Annotated in this window: 16 protein-coding genes; 10 read left to right on the forward strand and 6 right to left on the reverse strand. The window is 75.5% G+C overall.

Features of this window, described 5'->3' with window-relative positions:
* Positions 1–111 precede the first annotated feature (111 nt).
* Positions 112–870, forward strand: a complete 759-nt coding sequence (locus tag ACIQCH_RS34265; protein ID WP_402587516.1) for a trypsin-like serine peptidase — start codon at positions 112–114, stop codon at positions 868–870.
* Between the two features lie 22 nt (positions 871–892).
* Here ACIQCH_RS34265 and ACIQCH_RS34270 read toward each other — a convergent pair whose 3' ends face one another.
* The 3 genes from ACIQCH_RS34270 to ACIQCH_RS34280 form a co-directional block, all read right to left on the reverse strand.
* The gene (locus tag ACIQCH_RS34270) at positions 893–1,369 is read right to left on the reverse strand and encodes an NUDIX hydrolase (RefSeq protein ID WP_402587518.1); all 477 of its coding nucleotides are present in this window, start codon (positions 1,367–1,369) and stop codon (positions 893–895) included.
* Positions 1,370–1,412: 43 nt separating this feature from the next.
* Entirely contained in the window at positions 1,413–2,990 is a 1,578-nt protein-coding gene (gene lnt, locus ACIQCH_RS34275) for an apolipoprotein N-acyltransferase (RefSeq protein ID WP_402587520.1), read from the reverse strand.
* Positions 2,991–3,093: 103 nt separating this feature from the next.
* Positions 3,094–3,621: a hypothetical protein gene (locus ACIQCH_RS34280; RefSeq protein ID WP_030209135.1), complete on the reverse strand. Its 528-nt coding sequence runs from the start codon at positions 3,619–3,621 to the stop codon at positions 3,094–3,096.
* Positions 3,622–3,840: 219 nt separating this feature from the next.
* Here ACIQCH_RS34280 and ACIQCH_RS34285 point away from each other — a divergent pair, with 219 nt between their 5' ends.
* Positions 3,841–4,359: a VOC family protein gene (locus ACIQCH_RS34285; RefSeq protein ID WP_402587522.1), complete on the forward strand. Its 519-nt coding sequence runs from the start codon at positions 3,841–3,843 to the stop codon at positions 4,357–4,359.
* A gap of 67 nt (positions 4,360–4,426) precedes the next feature.
* On the opposite strand, the gene ACIQCH_RS34290 is transcribed toward ACIQCH_RS34285, so the two are convergent.
* A complete protein-coding gene (locus tag ACIQCH_RS34290; protein ID WP_402587524.1) occupies positions 4,427–5,245 on the reverse strand; it encodes a glutamate racemase in 819 nt (272 codons plus the stop codon).
* A 213-nt stretch (positions 5,246–5,458) separates the two neighbouring features.
* On the opposite strand from ACIQCH_RS34290, the gene ACIQCH_RS34295 reads away from it, so the two are divergent.
* The 5 genes from ACIQCH_RS34295 (at position 5,459) to ACIQCH_RS34315 (ending at position 11,942) form a co-directional block, all read left to right on the forward strand.
* Complete coding sequence (locus ACIQCH_RS34295) at positions 5,459–6,619, forward strand: glycosyltransferase (protein ID WP_402587544.1); 1,161 nt, start codon at positions 5,459–5,461, stop codon at positions 6,617–6,619.
* Between the two features lie 377 nt (positions 6,620–6,996).
* Positions 6,997–7,512 carry a DUF6643 family protein gene (locus tag ACIQCH_RS34300; protein WP_402587526.1) on the forward strand — a complete coding sequence of 172 codons (516 nt, stop codon included), beginning with the start codon at positions 6,997–6,999 and terminating at the stop codon, positions 7,510–7,512.
* 79 nt (positions 7,513–7,591) lie between these two features.
* Positions 7,592–8,416, forward strand: coding sequence for an MOSC domain-containing protein (locus tag ACIQCH_RS34305; RefSeq protein WP_402587528.1), 825 nt, complete (start codon positions 7,592–7,594; stop codon positions 8,414–8,416).
* Positions 8,417–8,681: 265 nt separating this feature from the next.
* On the forward strand, positions 8,682–9,302 hold the full coding sequence (locus ACIQCH_RS34310; RefSeq protein ID WP_402587530.1) for a hypothetical protein: 621 nt from the start codon (positions 8,682–8,684) through the stop codon (positions 9,300–9,302).
* A gap of 177 nt (positions 9,303–9,479) precedes the next feature.
* Entirely contained in the window at positions 9,480–11,942 is a 2,463-nt protein-coding gene (locus ACIQCH_RS34315; RefSeq protein ID WP_402587532.1) for a right-handed parallel beta-helix repeat-containing protein, read from the forward strand.
* Here the strand turns inward: ACIQCH_RS34315 and ACIQCH_RS34320 are convergent.
* Positions 11,902–14,433, reverse strand: coding sequence for a hypothetical protein (locus ACIQCH_RS34320; RefSeq protein ID WP_402587546.1), 2,532 nt, complete (start codon positions 14,431–14,433; stop codon positions 11,902–11,904). The genes ACIQCH_RS34315 and ACIQCH_RS34320 overlap by 41 nt on opposite strands.
* Before the next feature lie 385 nt (positions 14,434–14,818).
* Between ACIQCH_RS34320 and ACIQCH_RS34325 the strand changes: the two genes are divergently transcribed.
* On the forward strand, positions 14,819–15,298 hold the full coding sequence (locus tag ACIQCH_RS34325) for an SRPBCC family protein (protein WP_402587534.1): 480 nt from the start codon (positions 14,819–14,821) through the stop codon (positions 15,296–15,298).
* Between the two features lie 57 nt (positions 15,299–15,355).
* Here the strand turns inward: ACIQCH_RS34325 and ACIQCH_RS34330 are convergent, their stop codons facing one another.
* On the reverse strand, positions 15,356–16,498 hold the full coding sequence (locus ACIQCH_RS34330; protein WP_402587535.1) for a PLP-dependent cysteine synthase family protein: 1,143 nt from the start codon (positions 16,496–16,498) through the stop codon (positions 15,356–15,358).
* A gap of 237 nt (positions 16,499–16,735) precedes the next feature.
* On the opposite strand from ACIQCH_RS34330, the gene ACIQCH_RS34335 reads away from it, so the two are divergent.
* Together ACIQCH_RS34335 and ACIQCH_RS34340 are read left to right on the forward strand one after the other, a co-directional pair.
* Positions 16,736–17,020: a hypothetical protein gene (locus tag ACIQCH_RS34335; RefSeq protein ID WP_402587537.1), complete on the forward strand. Its 285-nt coding sequence runs from the start codon at positions 16,736–16,738 to the stop codon at positions 17,018–17,020.
* Positions 17,021–17,396: 376 nt separating this feature from the next.
* Positions 17,397–17,969, forward strand: coding sequence for an ATP-binding protein (locus tag ACIQCH_RS34340; protein ID WP_402587538.1), 573 nt, complete (start codon positions 17,397–17,399; stop codon positions 17,967–17,969).
* Positions 17,970–18,190: the final 221 nt, after the last annotated feature.

Below are 18,190 nucleotides of genomic sequence, written 5' to 3' on the forward strand. Positions count from 1 at the left end.
GCGGAATGTCCGCATGCGATCCGTTCACGGGCCGGATTCACAGGAGATTCTCAAGGAACAGGAGCCTCCGTTCATAGCTTTCCGGGCCAGGCTCAAGGCATGATCCACCGCATGCTCCTCCGACAGGCCCGGCGCGCACGGACCGGTGCGCGCGTGCTGATCGCGATGACGCCGCTCGTCGCCCTGCTCGGCACGGTCACGCCCGCGAACGGCGCCCACCTCCCCCCGGGCGAGACCGTGCTGGCGCGCGAGTCGGACGAGAGCGACCGGGTGGGCGCGCTGTTCGCGGGCGGCCTGGACGGCGGCCACTACTGCACCGCGTCGGTGGTGCGCAGCGACGACCGGAACCTGATCGCCACCGCGGCGCACTGCCTGGCCCAGAACGCGGGGCAGGCCGTGTTCGCCCCCGGTTACCGGGACGGTGACGCACCGTACGGGGTGTGGCGGCTGACCGGCACGTACGTGGACCCCGGTTGGACGGCGGACGAGGACCCTGACGCGGACGTGGCGTTCGCGACCGTGGCCCCGCTCGACGGGGAGCAGATCGAGGACGTGCTCGGCGGTTTCACGGTGGCCCCGGACCAGCCGGACGACGTGGACGTCACGGTCGTGGGCTACCCGAGCACGGCCGAGGCCCCGCTGCTGTGCACCAACGAGACCTCCCTGTTCAGCGCCACGCAGCGGCGCATCGAGTGCCCCGACTACAGCGGCGGCACCAGCGGCAGTCCGTGGCTGACGACCACGGGCCGGCTGGTCGGCGTGCTGGGCGGGTACGAGGGCGGCGGCACCGTGCCGGAGGTGTCGTACAGCGCGGTGCTGGGCGAGCGGGCGCGGGACCTGTACCGCGAGGCGGCGGTTTCGGGGGGCTGACCGCCGGCCGGCCGGTCCCGCCTCAGGGGCCCGCGGGCTCGAACCAGGTGGGCTCGTCCTTCAGCGCCTGCCGGATGCGGTCCAGCGCGAACGGCTCCAGGGGCGGGAGCGCGTCCACGGCGAACCAGGCCACGTCGAGCGACTCCGCGTCGTTCACCCGGGCCTCGCCGCCCACCGCCCGGCAGCGGAAGGTGATGTCCATGTACTGGCACTCGTCACCGTTGGCGTACGTGACCGGCTGGAGGCACTGGACGAGGACGACGCGCTCGACGACGCAGCGCACGGCCGTCTCCTCGTACACCTCGCGCACCGCCGTCTCGGCGGGCTGCTCCCCCGGTTCGGCGATGCCGCCGATGACGGACCAGCCGCCGGTGTCGGCGCGCCGCCCGAGCAGCACCCGCCCCTCGCCGTCGAACACCACGGCGGTCACGCCGGGCAGGAACAGCAGCTGGTGGCCGGCGGTCGCCCGGATGCGGCGGATGAACTCAGGGGTGCTCATGGCACGACCCTAGGGGGTTCGGGACGGTGCGTGACGGACCGGGTCAGGGCGTCCGGCGGCGGGCCCGGGCGGTGAACGCGGCGCTCCAGCCGAGCCCGACGGCCGCCAGGGCGATCAGCGCGTACTCCGGCCAGGCGCCCAGCCGCGTGGCCGGGGTGACCGACGACCGCAGCGGGATCGTCTCGACCAGCGCGTCCGGGGTGAACATCTTCGTCTGCCGCACGATCTCGCCGTCGGGTCGGATCACGGCGCTCACACCGCTGGTGACGGGCACCAGCACCGAGCGACTGTGCTCGACGGCCCGCACGCGGGACATCGCCAGCTGCTGGTAGGTCATCTCGCTGCGGCCGAACGTGGCGTTGTTGCTGGGGACGGAGATCACCTGGGCGCCGGCCCGGACGGTGTCGCGCACGGCGTCGTCGAAGGCCGCCTCGTAGCAGGTGACGAGCCCGACGCGGGTGCCGGACATGGTGAAGACGCCGGGCACCTTGCCGGGACCGAAGTCGCGGCGCACCCGGTCCACGTCCGAGCTGAAGACGCGCGCCACGGACCGCATCGGAATGTACTCGCCGAAGGGCTGGATGTGCCGCTTGTCGTAGGTGGCGACCGGTCCGCGCCGGGGGTCCCACAGGATCTGCGTGTTGCGCAGCGGACCGGTGGTGGGGGCGACGACCGAGCCGATGGAGACGGGGACGCCGATGGCCTTCACCGCGTTGTCGATCACGGCGTACGCGTCGGCCTCGGCGTACGGGTCCAGGTCGGAGGAGTTCTCCGGCCAGACGACGAAGTCGGGCTTGGGGACGCGGCCGGCCCGGACGTCGTTCGCGAGCTGGACGGTTCGCTTGGCGTGGTTGTCGAGGACGGCCCGGCGCTGGGCGTTGAAGTCGAAGCCGGCGCGCGGCACGTTGCCCTGGATCACGGCGGCGGTGGCGGTGCCGTCCTCCGGGCCGTCGTCGACGAGCGGACGGGCGGCCAGGGCACCGGCGACCGGTACGAGCACGGTGAGCGCGGCGACCAGCGGCCGCCGCCGCCCCTCACGGAGCTGGCGCAGTACGGCGTACAGGCCGAAGCCGCACAGCACGACGGCGAAGCTCAGCAGCGGGGTGCCGCCGACCGCGGCCAGGGGCAGGAAGACGCCGTCGGCCTGGCCGAAGGCGATCTTGCCCCAGGGGAAGCCGCCGAACGGGGCGCGGGCCCGGACGGCCTCGGCGGCGACCCACACGGCGGCGCCCCAGACCGGCCACAGCGGGACGCGGGTGGTGAGCGCGACGCCGAGGCAGCCGAGGGCGATGAGCAGCGCCTCTGCGGTGGCGAGGGCCAGCCACGGCACCGGGCCGACCTCCTCGCCGGTCCACACGAGCAGCGGCAGCATGAAGCCCAGGCCGGCCAGCAGGCCGAGTCCGAAGGCGGCGCGCGGACGGCGACGGTAGAGGACGTGGCCGAGCAGCGCGAAAGCGGGCAGGGCGAGCCACCACAGGGGGCGGGGCGGGAAGCTCAGGTACAGGAGGACGCCGGCGGCCGCGGCCAGCCCGGGATCGATCAGCCGGGCGGCGCCTCGGCGCGCCCGGACGGGCGCGGGGGCGGACGGCTCGGTGGCGGTCGTGCGGGTGGCGCTGCTCATTGGCGGAGTGTACGACGGGCACCTGGGAGAGGTACGGCGGGGCCGGTGGCGGCGGTTCCGGATCGGGACCCGGACCGCGGTCCGCGCGGAGGCGGGCTCGGGGTCAGACCGGGGAGGGCGGGGCCGGGTGGGCCAGGCGCGAGCGGATGACGCGTACCGCGGTCTCGGCGTCGTCGACGGTCACGGTGAACAGCCGGCCGTCGCCGAAGCGCAGTACGACCGCCTCGCCGCGCCGTACGACCACCGCGGTGCCCTTCTCGGGCCGCCAGCGGTAGCCCCAGCCGCCCCACTGGCGGGGGGTGACGCGGGGGACGAACTCGGCCGAGGCGATGTCCGCCAGCCGGAACCGGCGCCGCGGCACGCCGATGTGCCCGCAGCGGACCTCCAGCCCGTCGTCGTCCACGGTGACGGCGACGTGGACGAAGGCCAGCGTGCCGTAGATGATCAGCAGCCCGGCCGCGACGCAGCCGACGACGGCCATGACGAGCGGGACGAGCCCGCCGGACCAGGCGGATTCCACGGCCAGCCCGACGCCGAGCGCGAGGAAGGCCATGCCCGCGGCGGCGAGCAGCCATTGCGCACGGTTGGTGGCGCGGCCGGTCCAGACCGGCCCGGTGGGGAGGTCCCTCATGGGTGGCAGCCTACTCACGCACTGGGAAGGGAGGCAGCGCTTGCGCGTCCTTTCGAGCGGCTACCCGGGGCCCTTGACCTCAAGCGCGGTTGAGATCCTACGTTCGCCGTACCGGGTGCCCCCGGCGGCGTCTCCGGGCCCCGGCCGGGGCCACGCGGCGCAGTGCCGGCGCGGGGCCGGCAGTCGACGGCCGAGTGCCGAGAGCCGAAGGAGCCCAGGATGGCGAGGACGAGGACGACCACGACGAACGGCCCGGTGAACGACGGGGCACCGGGCAGGGTGGACGCCCGCCAGGTCGTCCCGGCCCGGTACCGCAACGCGGCCGTGCCGCACGTCATGGTCGCCGAGGGGGCCGCCGCGATCGACTTCTACACACGGGCCTTCGGGGCGCGGGAGGAGTTCCGGATCGAGACCCCCGAGGGCGGGATCCTGCACGCGGAGGTCCGCATAGCGGAGTCGGTGGTGATGGTCGGCGACGCGACCGGGCCCTTCGCGGCGCCGGCGGCACTCGGCGGGGCGAGCGTGGCGGTGCACGTGTGGGTCCCGGACGTGGACGCGCTGACGGAACGGGCGGCGGCGGCCGGGGCCGAGGTGCTGCAGGAGCCCGCCGACCAGTTCCATGGCGACCGCACCGCGATCCTCCGCGACCCGGACGGCCACGTCTGGATCTTCCTCACCCACCTGCGCGACTTCGCGGAACACGAGGTCAGCCGCCGCATCATCAACGCCCTCACCTGACCCGCCGGGCCGAGGCAGGGCCACAGGGCATCGCTGGAACCCGGGCCGTCGAACGGGCGCAGGGGGTTCAGCGGGCCGCGGGGGCCTCGGCGGGGAGGGGGAGGGCGGGGGTGGCGGCGTCGAGGAGGCGGCCCTCGGCGTAGGTGAGGGCTTCCGCGGGGAGCGCGGAGGGGCGGGTGGTGAGGAGCACCGTGAGCGTTCCCGTCGGGTCGGCGGCGGGGGCCGGGCCCGCGCCGATGCGGCGGAGCGCCTGGGCCGCGACCGCGTCGGCCGAGCCGTGGTAGGTCAGCGCCGCGCCGCCGGTGCGCTCGGCGAGGGCGGCCCGGATCGGGTCCTCGACCAGCTCGTAGTGGGTGCAGCCGAGCACGACGTCCGTGACGTCCGGCGGCGTGAGCGCGGCCGCCGCGGCGACCGTACGGGCCACGGCGTCGGGGTCGGCCCACTGCACCGCGTCCGCGAGGCCCGGGCACGGCACCTCGGTGACGTCGACCCCCTCGGCGAAGGAGCGGATCAGGCCGCGCTGGTACGGGCTGCCGGTGGTGCCGGGGGTGGCCCAGATCGCGACCTTGCCGCCGCGCGCGGCGGCCGGCTTGATCGCCGGGACGGTGCCGATGACCGGGATGCCGGGTTCCATGGCGGCGCGGAGGGCGTCGAGGGCGTGCACGGTGGCGGTGTTGCAGGCCACGATGAGCGCGTCGGGGCCCAGCTCGGCGGCCGCCCGGGCCACCATCAGGGCCCGGTCCGTCAGCGACTCGGTGGTGCGCGGCCCCCAGGGCATGCCGTCGGGGTCGGAGGAGAGGACCAGATCGGCGTCCGGCCGCAGCCGACGCACCGCGGCGGCCGCCGCCAGCAGGCCGATTCCGGAGTCCATGAGCGCGATCTTCACCCGGTCACTTTAATCGACGCTCCCGGCATGTCCCCGCCAGCTCGCCCTGCGCGCGCCCGCGGAGCCGCCCCGCCGGTCCCACGGCGCGCGGGCGCGTACCCCGCGCGGCACTGCGTGCCGATCCGCGCGCGGCGGGGACGGCTTGGCCTGTCGGGGCGGCCGGGGACGGCGGGTTCCGGCACACTGCGGGGGGTGAGCGCCCCCACCGTCCTGATGGTGACCGCCCTCGGTTCGCTGGCCGCCTGGTCGTGGCTGCTGCTGGGCCAGGGCATGTTCTGGCGGACCGACGTCCGGCTGCCACCGCGCCGCGAGCCGGCGGCCTGGCCGTCCGTCGCGATCGTCGTACCGGCCCGCGACGAGGCCGAGGTGCTGCCCCGCAGCCTGCCCTCGCTGCTCGCCCAGTGCTACCCCGGCGAGGCCGAGGTCTACCTCGTCGACGACGGCAGCCGCGACGGCACCGGCGAGCTGGCGCGCCGCCTCGCCGCCGAGCACCCCGGCCTGCCCCTGACCGTCAGCTCCCCCGGCGAGCCGGCGCCCGGCTGGACGGGCAAGCTCTGGGCGCTGCGCCACGGGATCGCCCTCGCCCGTTCCGGCCCGCACGGCGAGCCGGCGTACCTGCTGCTGACCGATGCCGACATCGCGCACGAGGCCGGCAGCCTGCGCGAGCTGGTGTCGGCGGCCGAGACCGCGGGGCTCGACCTGGTCTCGCAGATGGCACGGCTGCGCACGGCCGGGCCGTGGGAGCGGCTGGTCGTCCCGGCCTTCGTCTACTTCTTCGCGCAGCTCTACCCCTTCCGGTGGGTCAACCGGCCGGACGCCCGGACCGCCGCCGCGGCCGGCGGCTGCGTACTGCTGCGCACGGAGGCCGCGGTACGGGCGGGCGTACCGGACTCGATCCGGCAGGCCGTCATCGACGACGTCTCCCTCGCCCGCGCGGTCAAGAGGTCCGGTGGCCGGATCTGGCTGGGGCTGGCCGAGCGGGTGGACAGCGTCCGGCCGTACCCCGCCCTGAGCGATCTGTGGCGGATGGTCTCGCGCAGTGCGTACGCCCAACTCCGGCACAGCCCGGCCCTCCTGGTCGGCACGGTCGCGGGCCTGGCGCTGGTGTACCTCGTGCCCCCGGCCGCGCTGGCCGCGGGGCTGGCCGGCGGCCGGCCGGCCCTGGCCGCCACGGGCGGGCTGGCGTGGCTGGTGATGGCCGGGACCTACCTGCCGGTGCTGCGCTACTACCGGCAGCCCGCGGCGCTCGCGCCGCTGCTGCCGCTGACCGCCCTGCTCTACCTGCTGATGACGGTGGACTCGGCGGTGCAGCACCACCGGGGGCGCGGCGCCGCCTGGAAGGGGCGCACGTACCCGCGGCCGAGCGATGCCTGACCGGCGGGCCGGGCCCCTCCGGCTCCGGTTCCGCTTCGGGCCCGGATCCCGGTTCCGCTTCCGGCCGGGACGGCGATTCCGCTTCTGGCTCTCGTTCCGGCTCTCGTTCCGGTTCCGGGACGGTAAACAACCGGTGAAGACCAGGATCCGACGCCCCGTCATACAAGGTCACGGTCGGCGACACGGACTTGACAAGGCGTCACACCAGACCCCCTACCCACGGGTACGAGTAGGAGCAAGAAGGGATGCATGGGGGCGAAACGTACACGCGTGCGTCAAGCGAACAGAGCGCCACTGACCTGCGAATTTGCAGGTCAGGGGGGTGTTCCCGCAGCCGGGCTATAGACCGGGTGAACCAGTGGGCTTAACTTATGTCCATGACGTCCCCCCGCGCCTCTTACGGCGGCGGTTACTACTCCGCGCCGTCCTTCACGGACACCCCCATCTACGACTCTCTCGTCGCCGAGCGGGGCACTCCCCAGATCGCACCGATCCGGGTTCCCGCCATGTACGAGCCCACGAGCGGCGGGTACCCGACCAGCGCTCCGGTGAGCAACCTGCCCGCCCTCCCCGCCGCCCTGCCGGCGCTGCCCGCCGCGCCGGTCCCGGCGTACCAGGGCGCGGCCGCCAACGCCACCGGCGGATACGGCTACCCGTACCAGCAGCCGGCCCCGCAGCCGGTACCGCTGCAGCAGGCGCCCGCGCCGTACATCCCGCAGCAGCAGCCCGCCCCGCGCGGGTACGCGCCGCAGCAGCCGCCCCGCCCGGTGGCGACCACCGGGTACGAGGCGATGCGCCCGGCGGCCCCGCGCCCGATGGCGGCTCCCGCCCCCGCCGCACCCGGCGGGTACGAGGACCCGTACGGCCGCCCCTACCAGGGACGCGGCTACTGATCCACGCGGGCAGCACGGGGTACACGTCGTACGACTCGAGGGCATCCGGCCGGGCTTGACCACCTGGCAGGATGCCCTCATGTCGAACATGCGTGTGCAGTCGCTCCACGTCCACCCCGTCAAGTCCCTGACGGGCGTCGACCTGCAGGAGGCGGCCGTCGAGCCCTGGGGGCTGGCGGCGGACCGCCGGTGGGCGGTGCTCGGCGCGGACTCGAAGGTCATCACGCAACGCGAGCAGCCCCGGCTGGCGTTGGCCACCGCACGGCCGCTGGGGGGCGGCGCGGTGGCCCTGGCGGGTCCGGGGCTCGGGGGGCTGACGGTCGAGGTGCCCGCGGCGGGCGAGGTCGTGCCCTTCCTCATCTTCGGGAAGAAGGTGGAGGGGCGGCTCGCGGACCCCGCGGCGCATGCCTGGTTCAGCGCCTACCTCGGCGTACCGGCACGCCTGGTGCACCTCGACGAGCCGGAGCACCGGCGCCCGGTGGACCCCGAGTTCGCCCTGCCGGGCGAGACGGTCAGCCTCGCCGACGGGTACCCGCTGCTCGTCGCCACCCTCGCCTCGCTGGACGCCCTCAACGCGCTCGTCGCGCAGGGTGACCGGGCGGCCGAGGGCCCGCTGCCGATGAACCGCTTCCGGCCGAACGTCGTCGTCGCGGGCGCGACCCCCTGGGCCGAGGACGGGTGGCGGCGGCTCGCGATCGGCGGGGTCGAGTTCCGGGTGGCCCGCAGCTGCGGCCGCTGCGTGGTCACCACCACGGACCAGGAGACCGCCGAGCGCGGCAAGGAGCCGCTGCGCTCCCTGGCCCGGCACCGCCGGCAGGGCGGCCAGCTGATCTTCGGCCAGCTCCTGGTGCCGGTCACCCTGGGGACGATCCGGACGGGCGACGAGGTACGGGTCCTCGCGTAGCACCGCGCGGCCGCCGCCCGTGGGCCGCCACGGTCCCACTGACGACCCGCCCGGGCCCGGTCCGTCGCCCGCTCGAGTCCCGCCCGTGGCCCGCGCGAGCCGGGGGCAGGACAACCGAGTGCGACGGTGCGGAAACCGGCTGCGACGAACGGGAACCGGGTGGCGGCCGCGTTCGTTGTGCCGTCGGCGTGCGCGTCCCCCGTCCCGGATGCGCCGCCGCCGACCGTGGGGGAGGCTGGGACGGAGCGCGAAGGGGGTGCCGATCGTGCGTACCGTGACGGGCGTCTGGCGTTGGCGGCGCAATCCGCTCTGCCGCCGGACCGATCTGGTCGAGGCGTGGGTGGCGTTGGCCGCCCTGGCGTGCCTCGTGCTGCTGGCCCCCGCCGCCGGCGCCCTGGCCGGTCTGCGCGTGGACCGCACGCTCCAGGCGGCCGTACGCGAGCAGGCGGCGGACCGCGTCATGGTGCACGCGGTGGTGGTGCGCCCGCTCGCCGCCCCGCCGCCCGGCGCCGCCGCCACCGACGTGGCCGCCCGGCGCCAGTCCCCCGCCCCGGCGCAGGTGCTGGCGGCCTGGACCGCGCCCGACGGCACCCGGCACAGCGGCACGCTGGCCGCCGGCGAGCGGGCCGAACCCCTCAGGACGGGCCAGGACGTGCCGTTGTGGACGGACGGCCACGGCCGGATCGTGCCCCGGCCGCTCGACTCCGGCACGGCGGTGGCGCACGCGGCGTTGGCCGGGATCGCGGCCGCGGCCGTCGTCGCGGCGCTCGCCGAGACGCTGCGGCGGCTGGTGCTGCGCAGGCTCACGCACCGGCGGTACGCACAACTGGACCGCGCCTGGGCGTCGGTCGGCCCCGACTGGGGGCGCACGGGCGCCGGCAGCTGACCGGTCCGCTCCGGTCGCGACCGGACCCGACCGGGTGACCGGGCTGTCAACCGCCGTGGCCGGCGCGCGCTACGGTGGACCGGCCGGTCCGGGTCGCACCGCCCGCCCGGCCGTCCGGCGGCCCGTTCCGGCGGACGCGCACGAGCATCGGTACGAGGGTGGGGGCAGCGCAGCACCATGGCACAGGGCACGGTCCAGGTCACACACGGCGGCACCTCGCGGTGGCGCCGCCGCACCGGCGAGTACCCCACACTGGCCGCGGCCCTGGCCGCCGCCGGCGACGGGGACGTGCTCTCCATCGCCCCGGGCACCTACCGCGAGAACCTGGTGCTCCGTCACGCCGTCACCCTGCGCGGCCCCGAGGGCTCCCCCGGCGCCGTCCGCATCGCTCCGGCCGACGGGGTCGCGCTCACCGTGCGCGCCTCCGCCGTGGTCCAGGACCTGCGCCTGGAGGGGCAGGACACCGCTGCCCCCGCGCTGCTGGTCGAGGAGGGCTCCCCCGAGCTGTCGGACCTGCGCGTGGTCACCCGGTCCGCGGCCGGCATCGAGGTGCGCGGCGCCGGTCGGCCCGTGGTGCGCCGCTGCACGGTCGACAACCCGGCCGGGATCGGGATCGCCGTACTCGACGGCGGCGGCGGGGTGTTCGAGGACTGCGAGGTCACCGGCGCGGGCCAGGCGGGCATCGCCGTGCGCGGCGGCGCCCACCCGCGACTGGAGCGCTGCCGGGTGCACCACTCCTCGGGCGCGGGGCTGAGCGTCACCGGCGAGGGCTCGGGCCTGGAGGCGCTGGGGTGCGAGGTGTACGAGATCCGGGGCACCGGCGTCCAGGTGGCCGCGCGGGCGGTGGCCCGGCTGACGGACTGCGCGGTGCACCGCACGGCCGCGGACGGCGTCACCCTGGACACCGACGCCGTCCTGGCGCTGTCCGGCTGCGACATCCACGACATCCCGGAGAACGCCGTCGACCTGCGCTCGCGCTCGGTCCTCACGCTCAGCCGCACCACCGTGCGCCGGTTCGGCCGCAACGGCCTGTCGGTGTGGGACCCGGGCACCCGCGTGGACGCCGACGGCTGCGAGATCCACGACAGCACGGGCGACTACCCGGCGGTGTGGATCAGCGACGGCGCCACCGCCTCGCTCGACTCCTGCCGGGTGCACGACGTACCGGACGCCGTGTTCGTCCTGGACCGGGGCTCACGCGCGGACGTGGTGGACAGCGACCTGACGCAGGTGCGCAACACGGCCGTCTCGGTGAGCGACGGCGCCACCGCGCAGCTGGACGACTGCCGGATCCGGGAGGCCACCACGGGGGCCTGGTTCCGTGACCACGGCAGTGGCGGCGTGCTCGCCAACTGCACCGTCGACACGGTGCAGACCGGCGTGATCGTCACCAAGGGCGCCGATCCCACCGTGCAGCGCTGCGCCGTCACCTCGGCCGCCGAGGCCGGTTTCTACGTGTCCGCGGGCGGTCGGGGCACCTTCGACGGCTGCCGGGTCACCGGCAGCGGCGGCTTCGGCTTCCACGTCATCGACGGCTGCCGGACCACGCTGACCCGCTGCCACACCGAGCGGTGCGCGCGCGGCGGGTACGAGTTCTCCGAGGACGGTCCCCTGGTGGAGGGCTGCACCAGCGACGAGAGCGCGGTCCACCGGGCCGCCGACACCGTGCCGGTCACCCCGCCGGCGGCGTCGGCCGGGCAGCTGACCGCGACCGCCGAACGGGCCCCGTCCGCGAGCGCCGGGACGCCCGCGGCAGCCGTCGGCACCAGCTCCGGCTCCGGCACGGGGGTGTCCGTGCCCGCGCCCCGGCAGGGCCCGGAGGAGCCGGGGCGCCGCTCGGACGAGGTGCTGGGCGCGCTCGACGCACTGGTCGGGCTGGACAGCGTCAAGCGCGAGGTGCGGGCGCTGACCGACATGATCGAGGTCGGCCGGCGCCGGCAACAGGCCGGGCTCAAGGCCGCGTCGGTGCGCCGGCACCTGGTCTTCACCGGCTCGCCGGGCACGGGCAAGACCACCGTGGCCCGGCTGTACGGGGAGATCCTGGCCTCCCTCGGCGTGCTGGAGCGCGGGCACCTGGTGGAGGTGTCCCGGGTGGACCTGGTCGGCGAGCACATCGGGTCGACGGCCATCCGCACCCAGGAGGCCTTCGACCGGGCCCGGGGCGGGGTCCTGTTCATCGACGAGGCGTACGCCCTGGCGCCGGAGGACTCCGGGCGGGACTTCGGCCGCGAGGCCATCGACACGTTGGTGAAGCTGATGGAGGACCACCGGGACGAGGTCGTGGTGATCGTCGCCGGGTACACGGCGGAGATGGAGCGGTTCCTGACCGTGAACCCGGGCGTGGCCTCCCGGTTCTCACGGACCATCACGTTCGGCGACTACACGCCCGCCGACCTGCTGCGGATCGTCGAGCAGCAGGCCGACGAGCACGAGTACCGGCTCGGGGACGGGACCGCCGAGGCCCTGCTGGCGTACTTCACGCGGCTGCCGAAGGGGCCCGCCTTCGGCAACGGGCGCACCGCGCGGCAGACCTTCGAGGCCATGGTCGAGCGGCACGCCGGGCGGGTGGCGCAGCTGCTGGAGGCCGGCACGGACGAGCTCACCCTGCTGTTCCCGGAGGACCTGCCGTCGGCTTCGTGAGCGGGACGGGCGGCGCGGCGGCCGGGTCGGCCGTGGTGGGTGTGCCGCCCGGGGCGCGCGGGGTGCCCGGGTCGGCCGGGCCGGCCGAGGCTCCCGGGTCGGCCGGGTGGCCCGGGGCGGCCGGGTGGCCCGCCGCGTCGGACGCCGGGCCGCGTGGGCCCGGTACGCTCCCGCCGAGCCGGGACAGCAGGGCGTCCCGCTCCGCCGCGAAGACCGGATCGGCCTGGTAGTCGGAGTGACCCAGGACGGGCGCCGGCAGCGGGTGTTCGGGCGTGCGCCCGTACGCGAGCGGGTCCTTCAACGGGCCCGAGTCCACCGCCCCGGGACCGGTCCCGACGGTCGCCCACGCGGTCTCCGGGCCCTGGACCGGGCCGCCGATCGGGTCGGTGGCCCGCCACAGGTTGCGCCAGCGGTGCACGTCCGCGTGCAGGGCGGCGAGGCTGTCCGGCCCGAAGTACGCGGGGAACCAGCGCCCGTACAGCCGGCGCAGCGGTGATCCGTACGTGAGCAGCGCGACCCGCCCGCGCAGGTCGGGCGGCAGCTGCCACACCGCGGCGGCGGCCAGCACGCTGCCCTGCGAGTGGCCGGAGATGACCAGCCGGCCGCCGGTGCGCCCGGTCCAGGTCGCCATCCGCCAGATCAGGTCGGGTACGGCCCGCTCGGCGTAGCAGGGCGGTGCGAACGGGTGGGCGGCGCGCGGCCAGAACGTGCCCACGTCCCACAGGATGCCGATGGTCCGGCGGGCGGCCGCGTCGCGGTAGGCGCGCCGGCCCCAGGTGACGAAGGCCAGGAAGCCGAAACCGATCAGCCACGAGCCCAGTGCCTGGGCGCCGTCGGCGACGGCCACGACGGTGGGGTGCGCGCCCCGGGCGGCCTCCGCGGGCACGGCCCGGGTGAGCCGGCCCATCACGAGGGCCCCGGCGCCCAGCAGCAGGGTGGAGACGGCGATCGCGGCGACGAACCTGGGCGCGGAGTCGGTGAGCGCGGCAGCGGCCCTGGTGCCGGCGACCGCACGGCTACGGGCCGGGTCGGGCTGCTCTCCGGGGTACTCGGCGGCGATTCCCGCGGCCCGGCGGCGCCGGGCCCGCAGCCAGCCCGCGCCGGACCACACGGCCTGGACGAGCAGGACCACCAGCAGGAGCGGCAGGACGGTGGCCTGCCAGGACAGCAGCACCGGCGGCCCGGGCAGCGGTGCGCCCGCGGTCCCGGGGGTGGCGCCCCCGTCGAGCCAGTCCGCCACGCGCTGGGCCACGCCGCCGGTCATCACCCCGCCGAGCGCGCAGGCGAGCATGGCGACGGCCGGGCCGCCCAGACCGTGCAGGACGGCGGCCCGCGGGTCCGGGGCACGCCGGTGCAGGCGGCGGGCCACCACGGCGAGGGCGACCACCAGCGACCCCTGGGCCAGTATCAGGAGCCCGAAGGTGAGGTCGCCGGAGAGCCGGCCCCGCGAGGTCCAGTCGGGCCGCGACCAGGCGGCGTAGCCGAGGCCGAGGACGAGCAGGGCGAGCGCGCAGCCGGGCAGCAGGGTCACCACGGCCCGGTCGATGCGCTCGTCGGCCCGGCTCTCCGCGCGGCCCCGGCGGCACACCACCGCCACGACGACGCCGAGGCCGAGCACGAGCAGCACCTCCAGCGTCCGGCCGGCCGCCGCGAGCACCGGGCTGCCGCCGGGGGCCCGGTCGCGGGCGGCGGGGGCGGCGGTCACGGCGGCCGCGACGGTCAGCAGGCCGGCCGCGGTGTGCGCGGCCCGCAGCCGGGCCACGAGCCGGCGGCCGTACCAGAACCCGGGCCGACCGAGGGCCGGAGGCCCGTCCACCGCGTACGCGCCGGCCGCCGCCGCGCGGGGCGGGGACTCCGGGGGCTGGGACTCCGGAGGGCGCTGGGACTCGTACGCGCTCCACGTGCGGTTCGAGAGGTACCAGAGCAGGCCGGTCAGGGCCGCGGGCACGAGGGCGGCGAGGGCGAGCCGGCGGCCGGGCTGCGACCACCAGCCGTGCCGCTCGGGGTCGAGGAAGCCGAGCCAGGAACGGGCGGCGGCGCAGTGCACGGTGCCGGCGCACTGCCAGGCGACCAGGTCGAGGGCCACCTCGCCGGCGGCGGCGATGAGCAGCACGGTCAGGCTGAGCGCGACGAGCCGGACGAGGACGCCGTACGCGCGCACCGCGCACCCGCCGCGCGGGGCCGCGGGCCGGGCCCAGTGGGCGAGGTTGACCACCATGAAGGGCAGGAGCAGCAGCCACAGGGCGCGGGCGCCGTTCCCGGACGTCAGGCGGGACCACACGTAGGCCTCGGGGACCGGCCCGCCGGGCGGGTGCCGCGGCCGCGCCTCGGCGTCCACGTCGTCGGCGCGGCGGAACACGGCGGCCGTCGCGTCCCCCGTGACGCGGACCGTGCGGGGGTCGCCGAGCAGGTCCTCGGGATCGGCCCCGCCGACGCCGTGGACGAGGAGTTCGAGCGCGGGCGGGAACGGTACGGGATTCGGGGGCGGCACGGACGCGTGGTCGGCGGACGACGCGGGGTCGACGCGTGAGGTGGGGTCCACGTGTGAGTTGGGGTCGACGCGTGAGGTGGGGTCGACGGACGACGTGGGGTCCACGCATGACGCGGGGTCCACGGACGACCTGGGGTCCACGCATGACGCGAAGTCCACGGACGGCGTAGGGTCCGGTGCGGGAACGGGGGCCCGGGCGGCGTGGGGTGGGGAGGGTTCCTGGACCATGGGCGGTCCTCCAGTCCGGCGGCGGTCCGGTCTGACGGTGTGCCACAAGGATCCCGTTCCCGGCCCGAACTGCCCAGTCCCGGGGGCGCACAGACACCTGACGCTCCGCCAGATAGGGTGCTCGGGTCATCCGGCCGTACGGACAGGGGTGGGACACATGACACGCCGACTGAGGCCCGTCGGCCTCGACTTCATCGACAGTGCGCCCGTGCGCCTGGTCTTCGCGGCGGAGGCGGCGGCCGCACCCGAGGCCCTCTACCGCGCGCTCGCCGAGGAGGTCGAGACGTGGCCCGCGTGGTTCCGCGCGGTGTCGCGGGCGCGCCCCACGCACGGCGGCGCGGGGCGTGAGATACGCCTGATGGGCGGGGTCCGGTTTCAGGAGACGATCATGGCGGCCGACCCCGACCTGCGGTACGCCTACCGGGTGGACGAGACGAACGTACCCGGCCTGCACGCGCTGCTGGAGGAGTGGCGGCTCGCCCCGGCCGGCTCGGGCACACGCGTGCGGTGGACCTTCGCGGCCGCCGGGGCGGCGCCGTTGCGCACCGCCCTCGGTCTGGCCCGGCCGGGGCTGGGCCGCTCGTTCCGGGACGCGATCCGGGCGCTGGACCGCCGCCTGGGGCCGGTACCCCGCTGACCGCCGCCGGGGGCGCAGGCCGGGTCCGGGGCGGTCGGCGGAGTGGTCCGCGGGCGCTCAGTCGGTCGGCTCGCGCCAGACGCCCGCGGTGAGCAGGGTCTCGATGGTCTTGGCGTACGGGGAGACGTCCAGGCCCTGTTCGGCCAGCCACGCGTCCGAGTAGTACTTGTCGAGGTAGCGGTCCCCCGGGTCGCACAGCAGGGTGACCACGCTGCCGGTACGACCCTCGGCCACCATCTCGGAGACGATCTTCAGGGCGCTCCAGAGGCCGGTTCCGGTCGAACCGCCCGCCTTGCGTCCGATGGCCTGTTCCAGTGCCCGACAGGCGGCGACGCTCGCCGCGTCGGGGACCTTCATCATGCGGTCTATCGCGCCGGGCACGAAGCTCGGCTCCATGCGCGGCCGGCCGATGCCCTCGATGCGGGAACCGCAGTCGCTGCTCGCGTTCGGGTCGTCGTGGGTCCAGCCGTCGAAGAAGCAGGAGTTCTCCGGGTCCGGAACGCAGATCCGGGTGTCGTGCTGCATGTAGTGCACGTAGCGGGCGATGGTGGCCGAGGTGCCGCCGGTGCCGGCGGTCGCGACGATCCAGGCCGGCTCGGGGTAGCGCTCGAGGCGCAGCTGCTGGTACATCGACTCGGCGATGTTGTTGTTGCCGCGCCAGTCGGTGGCGCGTTCCGCGTAGGTGAACTGGTCCATGTAGTGCCCGCCGGTCTGGGTGGCGAGCGTGGCGGACTCCTCGTACATCTTCATCGGGTCGTCGACGAAGTGGCAGCGCCCGCCGTGGAATTCGATCAGGCGGCACTTCTCGGCACTGGTCGTGCGGGGCATGACGGCGATGAAGGGAACGCCGATGAGCTTGGCGAAGTACGCCTCGGAGACCGCGGTGGAGCCGCTGGAGGCCTCGATGACCGGACGGCCCGGGCGGATCCAGCCGTTGCAGAGCGCGTACAGGAACAGCGAGCGTGCGAGGCGGTGCTTGAGGGAGCCCGTCGGGTGGGTGGACTCGTCCTTCAGGTAGAGGTCGATGCCCCACTCCTCCGGCAGGGGGAAGCGCAGGAGGTGGGTGTCCGCCGAGCGGTTGGCGTCGGCCTGAACCTTGCGGACCGCCTCCTTCAGCCACGTCCGGTAGTCGGCGTCGCTACGGTCCACGTCCACGGTCCCGAGCGGGGCGGCGACCCCGGACTGTCCGGTCGTACTCATGAGCCTTACTCCTTGTTGCGGGCGGTTCCCCCGACTCGCAATGTACCTCTCCCACCTGCGCAAACGCTTACTTTGGGGGTCTATCGGGATCGCTTTGAGAGGGGGCGCGCGCTGGGGGCGCACGAGGTGCGCGGCGGTGGTACGCCCCCTGGTGCGGGGCGGCCATGAGGGGCAGACTGCCTGTGACGCAGGGCACCCGGACGGTGCCACAGGGGCGTCGAAGGGGGGAAACCGACCATGGCCGAACCCGAGTTCACGGCGACCGGTGTCCGGATCGAGCGGTGGCCGCGGGCGCTGACCCGGGCCGGGAAGGTGCTCATCCGCGACGGCCGGCTCCAGCTGCTCACCAGCGGCGACCGCGAGATCGACAGCGCACCGCTGGGCGCGGTGAGCGCGACCCGCTCGTGGCTGGCCCGTCGGGGGGCCGCGGTGGCGCGGCTCGACGGCAGGCGCTACCGGCTACGGATGCCGGCCGCGCGGCTGGTGGAGGCCGTGCACCGGGCTCGGGCGGCAGGGGACTGACGGGCGGGGGGCGGGGGCCGGGCGGACCTGGGGCTTGGGGCGGGGGCTTGGGGTTCGGGTTCGGTTCGGGTCTCGGGTTCGGCTTGGGTCGGGTCTCGGGTTCGGGTTCGGCTTGGGTCGGGTCTCGGGTTCGGGTTCGGTTCGGGTTCGGTTCGGTGGCCGTGAGTTGCATGACGGTCCGCACTGGGTGACGCTGGATGGACGTCACCCAGGGTGCACCCTCGGTGACCGTGTGGACCGGGTCGCGCGGACCGGGCCGGGCGCGAGCGTCAGCGCCGGCCGACCGGGCCCGCGCGGGACCGTCTTCGCAGCAGTCAGCACGTGCTGGATCGGATCTTCGTCTTCTTCCGGACCGTATTTTCGGGGAGTCGCAGCCGTGATCAGTCATCGAAGCAGGCACTGCGCGGTGGAGCTCCAGGCTCTGCCCGCGCGCATAGGCCAGGTGCGCAGAATCGTTTCTGCGCAATTGCGTTACTGGCAGCTGGACCCGCTCATCGACCGGGCCGCGCTGGGCGTCACGGAGCTGCTGAGCAACGTGCACCGCCACGCCAGACCCGACAAGTCCTGCACCGTCGAGCTCGAGCTGCGTTTCGACCGGCTCACGATCTCGGTGCGCGACGCCGACCCCCGGCTCCCCCAGGTGCGCGCCTCGGACCTGCTGGAGACCAGCGGGCGGGGGCTCGCGCTGGTGGAGGCGGTCAGCGAGTCGTGGGGAGCGCGTCCGCTGGCGAACGCGGCGGGCACCCATGTCGGGAAGCTGGTGTGGTTCGTCCTCCCCGTGGCCGTGGCCACCCCCACCCCGCTGCAGCCGGTGCGCATCCTGCGTCCGGAACCCGGGCCCGCGACGGCGCCGGCACCGGTGCTCGCCCCGGCCGCGGAGGTGGACGTGGAGGCGGCCCCGCAGCGGGCACCCGAGCCGGCCCGCAGCCCGGCGCTGGTGCCGTCCTGAGGGTGGGTGCGGTGGGGTGGGGTGTGGTGTGGCCGGGCTGAGTTTTACGGGTCGACCCGGCTTGTTCGAGGGTCGGCCCGGCTCGAGTGTGGGGCCGGTGTGGGGGTGGGCTCGCTTCGGGGGCGGGTCCCGTGGTGTGTGGGTCCCCTCGGCGCTTGACCCGGTATGGCCTGCAGGCCCTGCGGCAGGCCCACCCCGGAGGCTTCGGGGCTTCGCCCTGG

The sequence above is a fragment of the Streptomyces sp. NPDC093225 genome (genome assembly GCF_044753805.1).
Classification (GTDB): Bacteria; Actinomycetota; Actinomycetes; order Streptomycetales; family Streptomycetaceae; genus Streptomyces.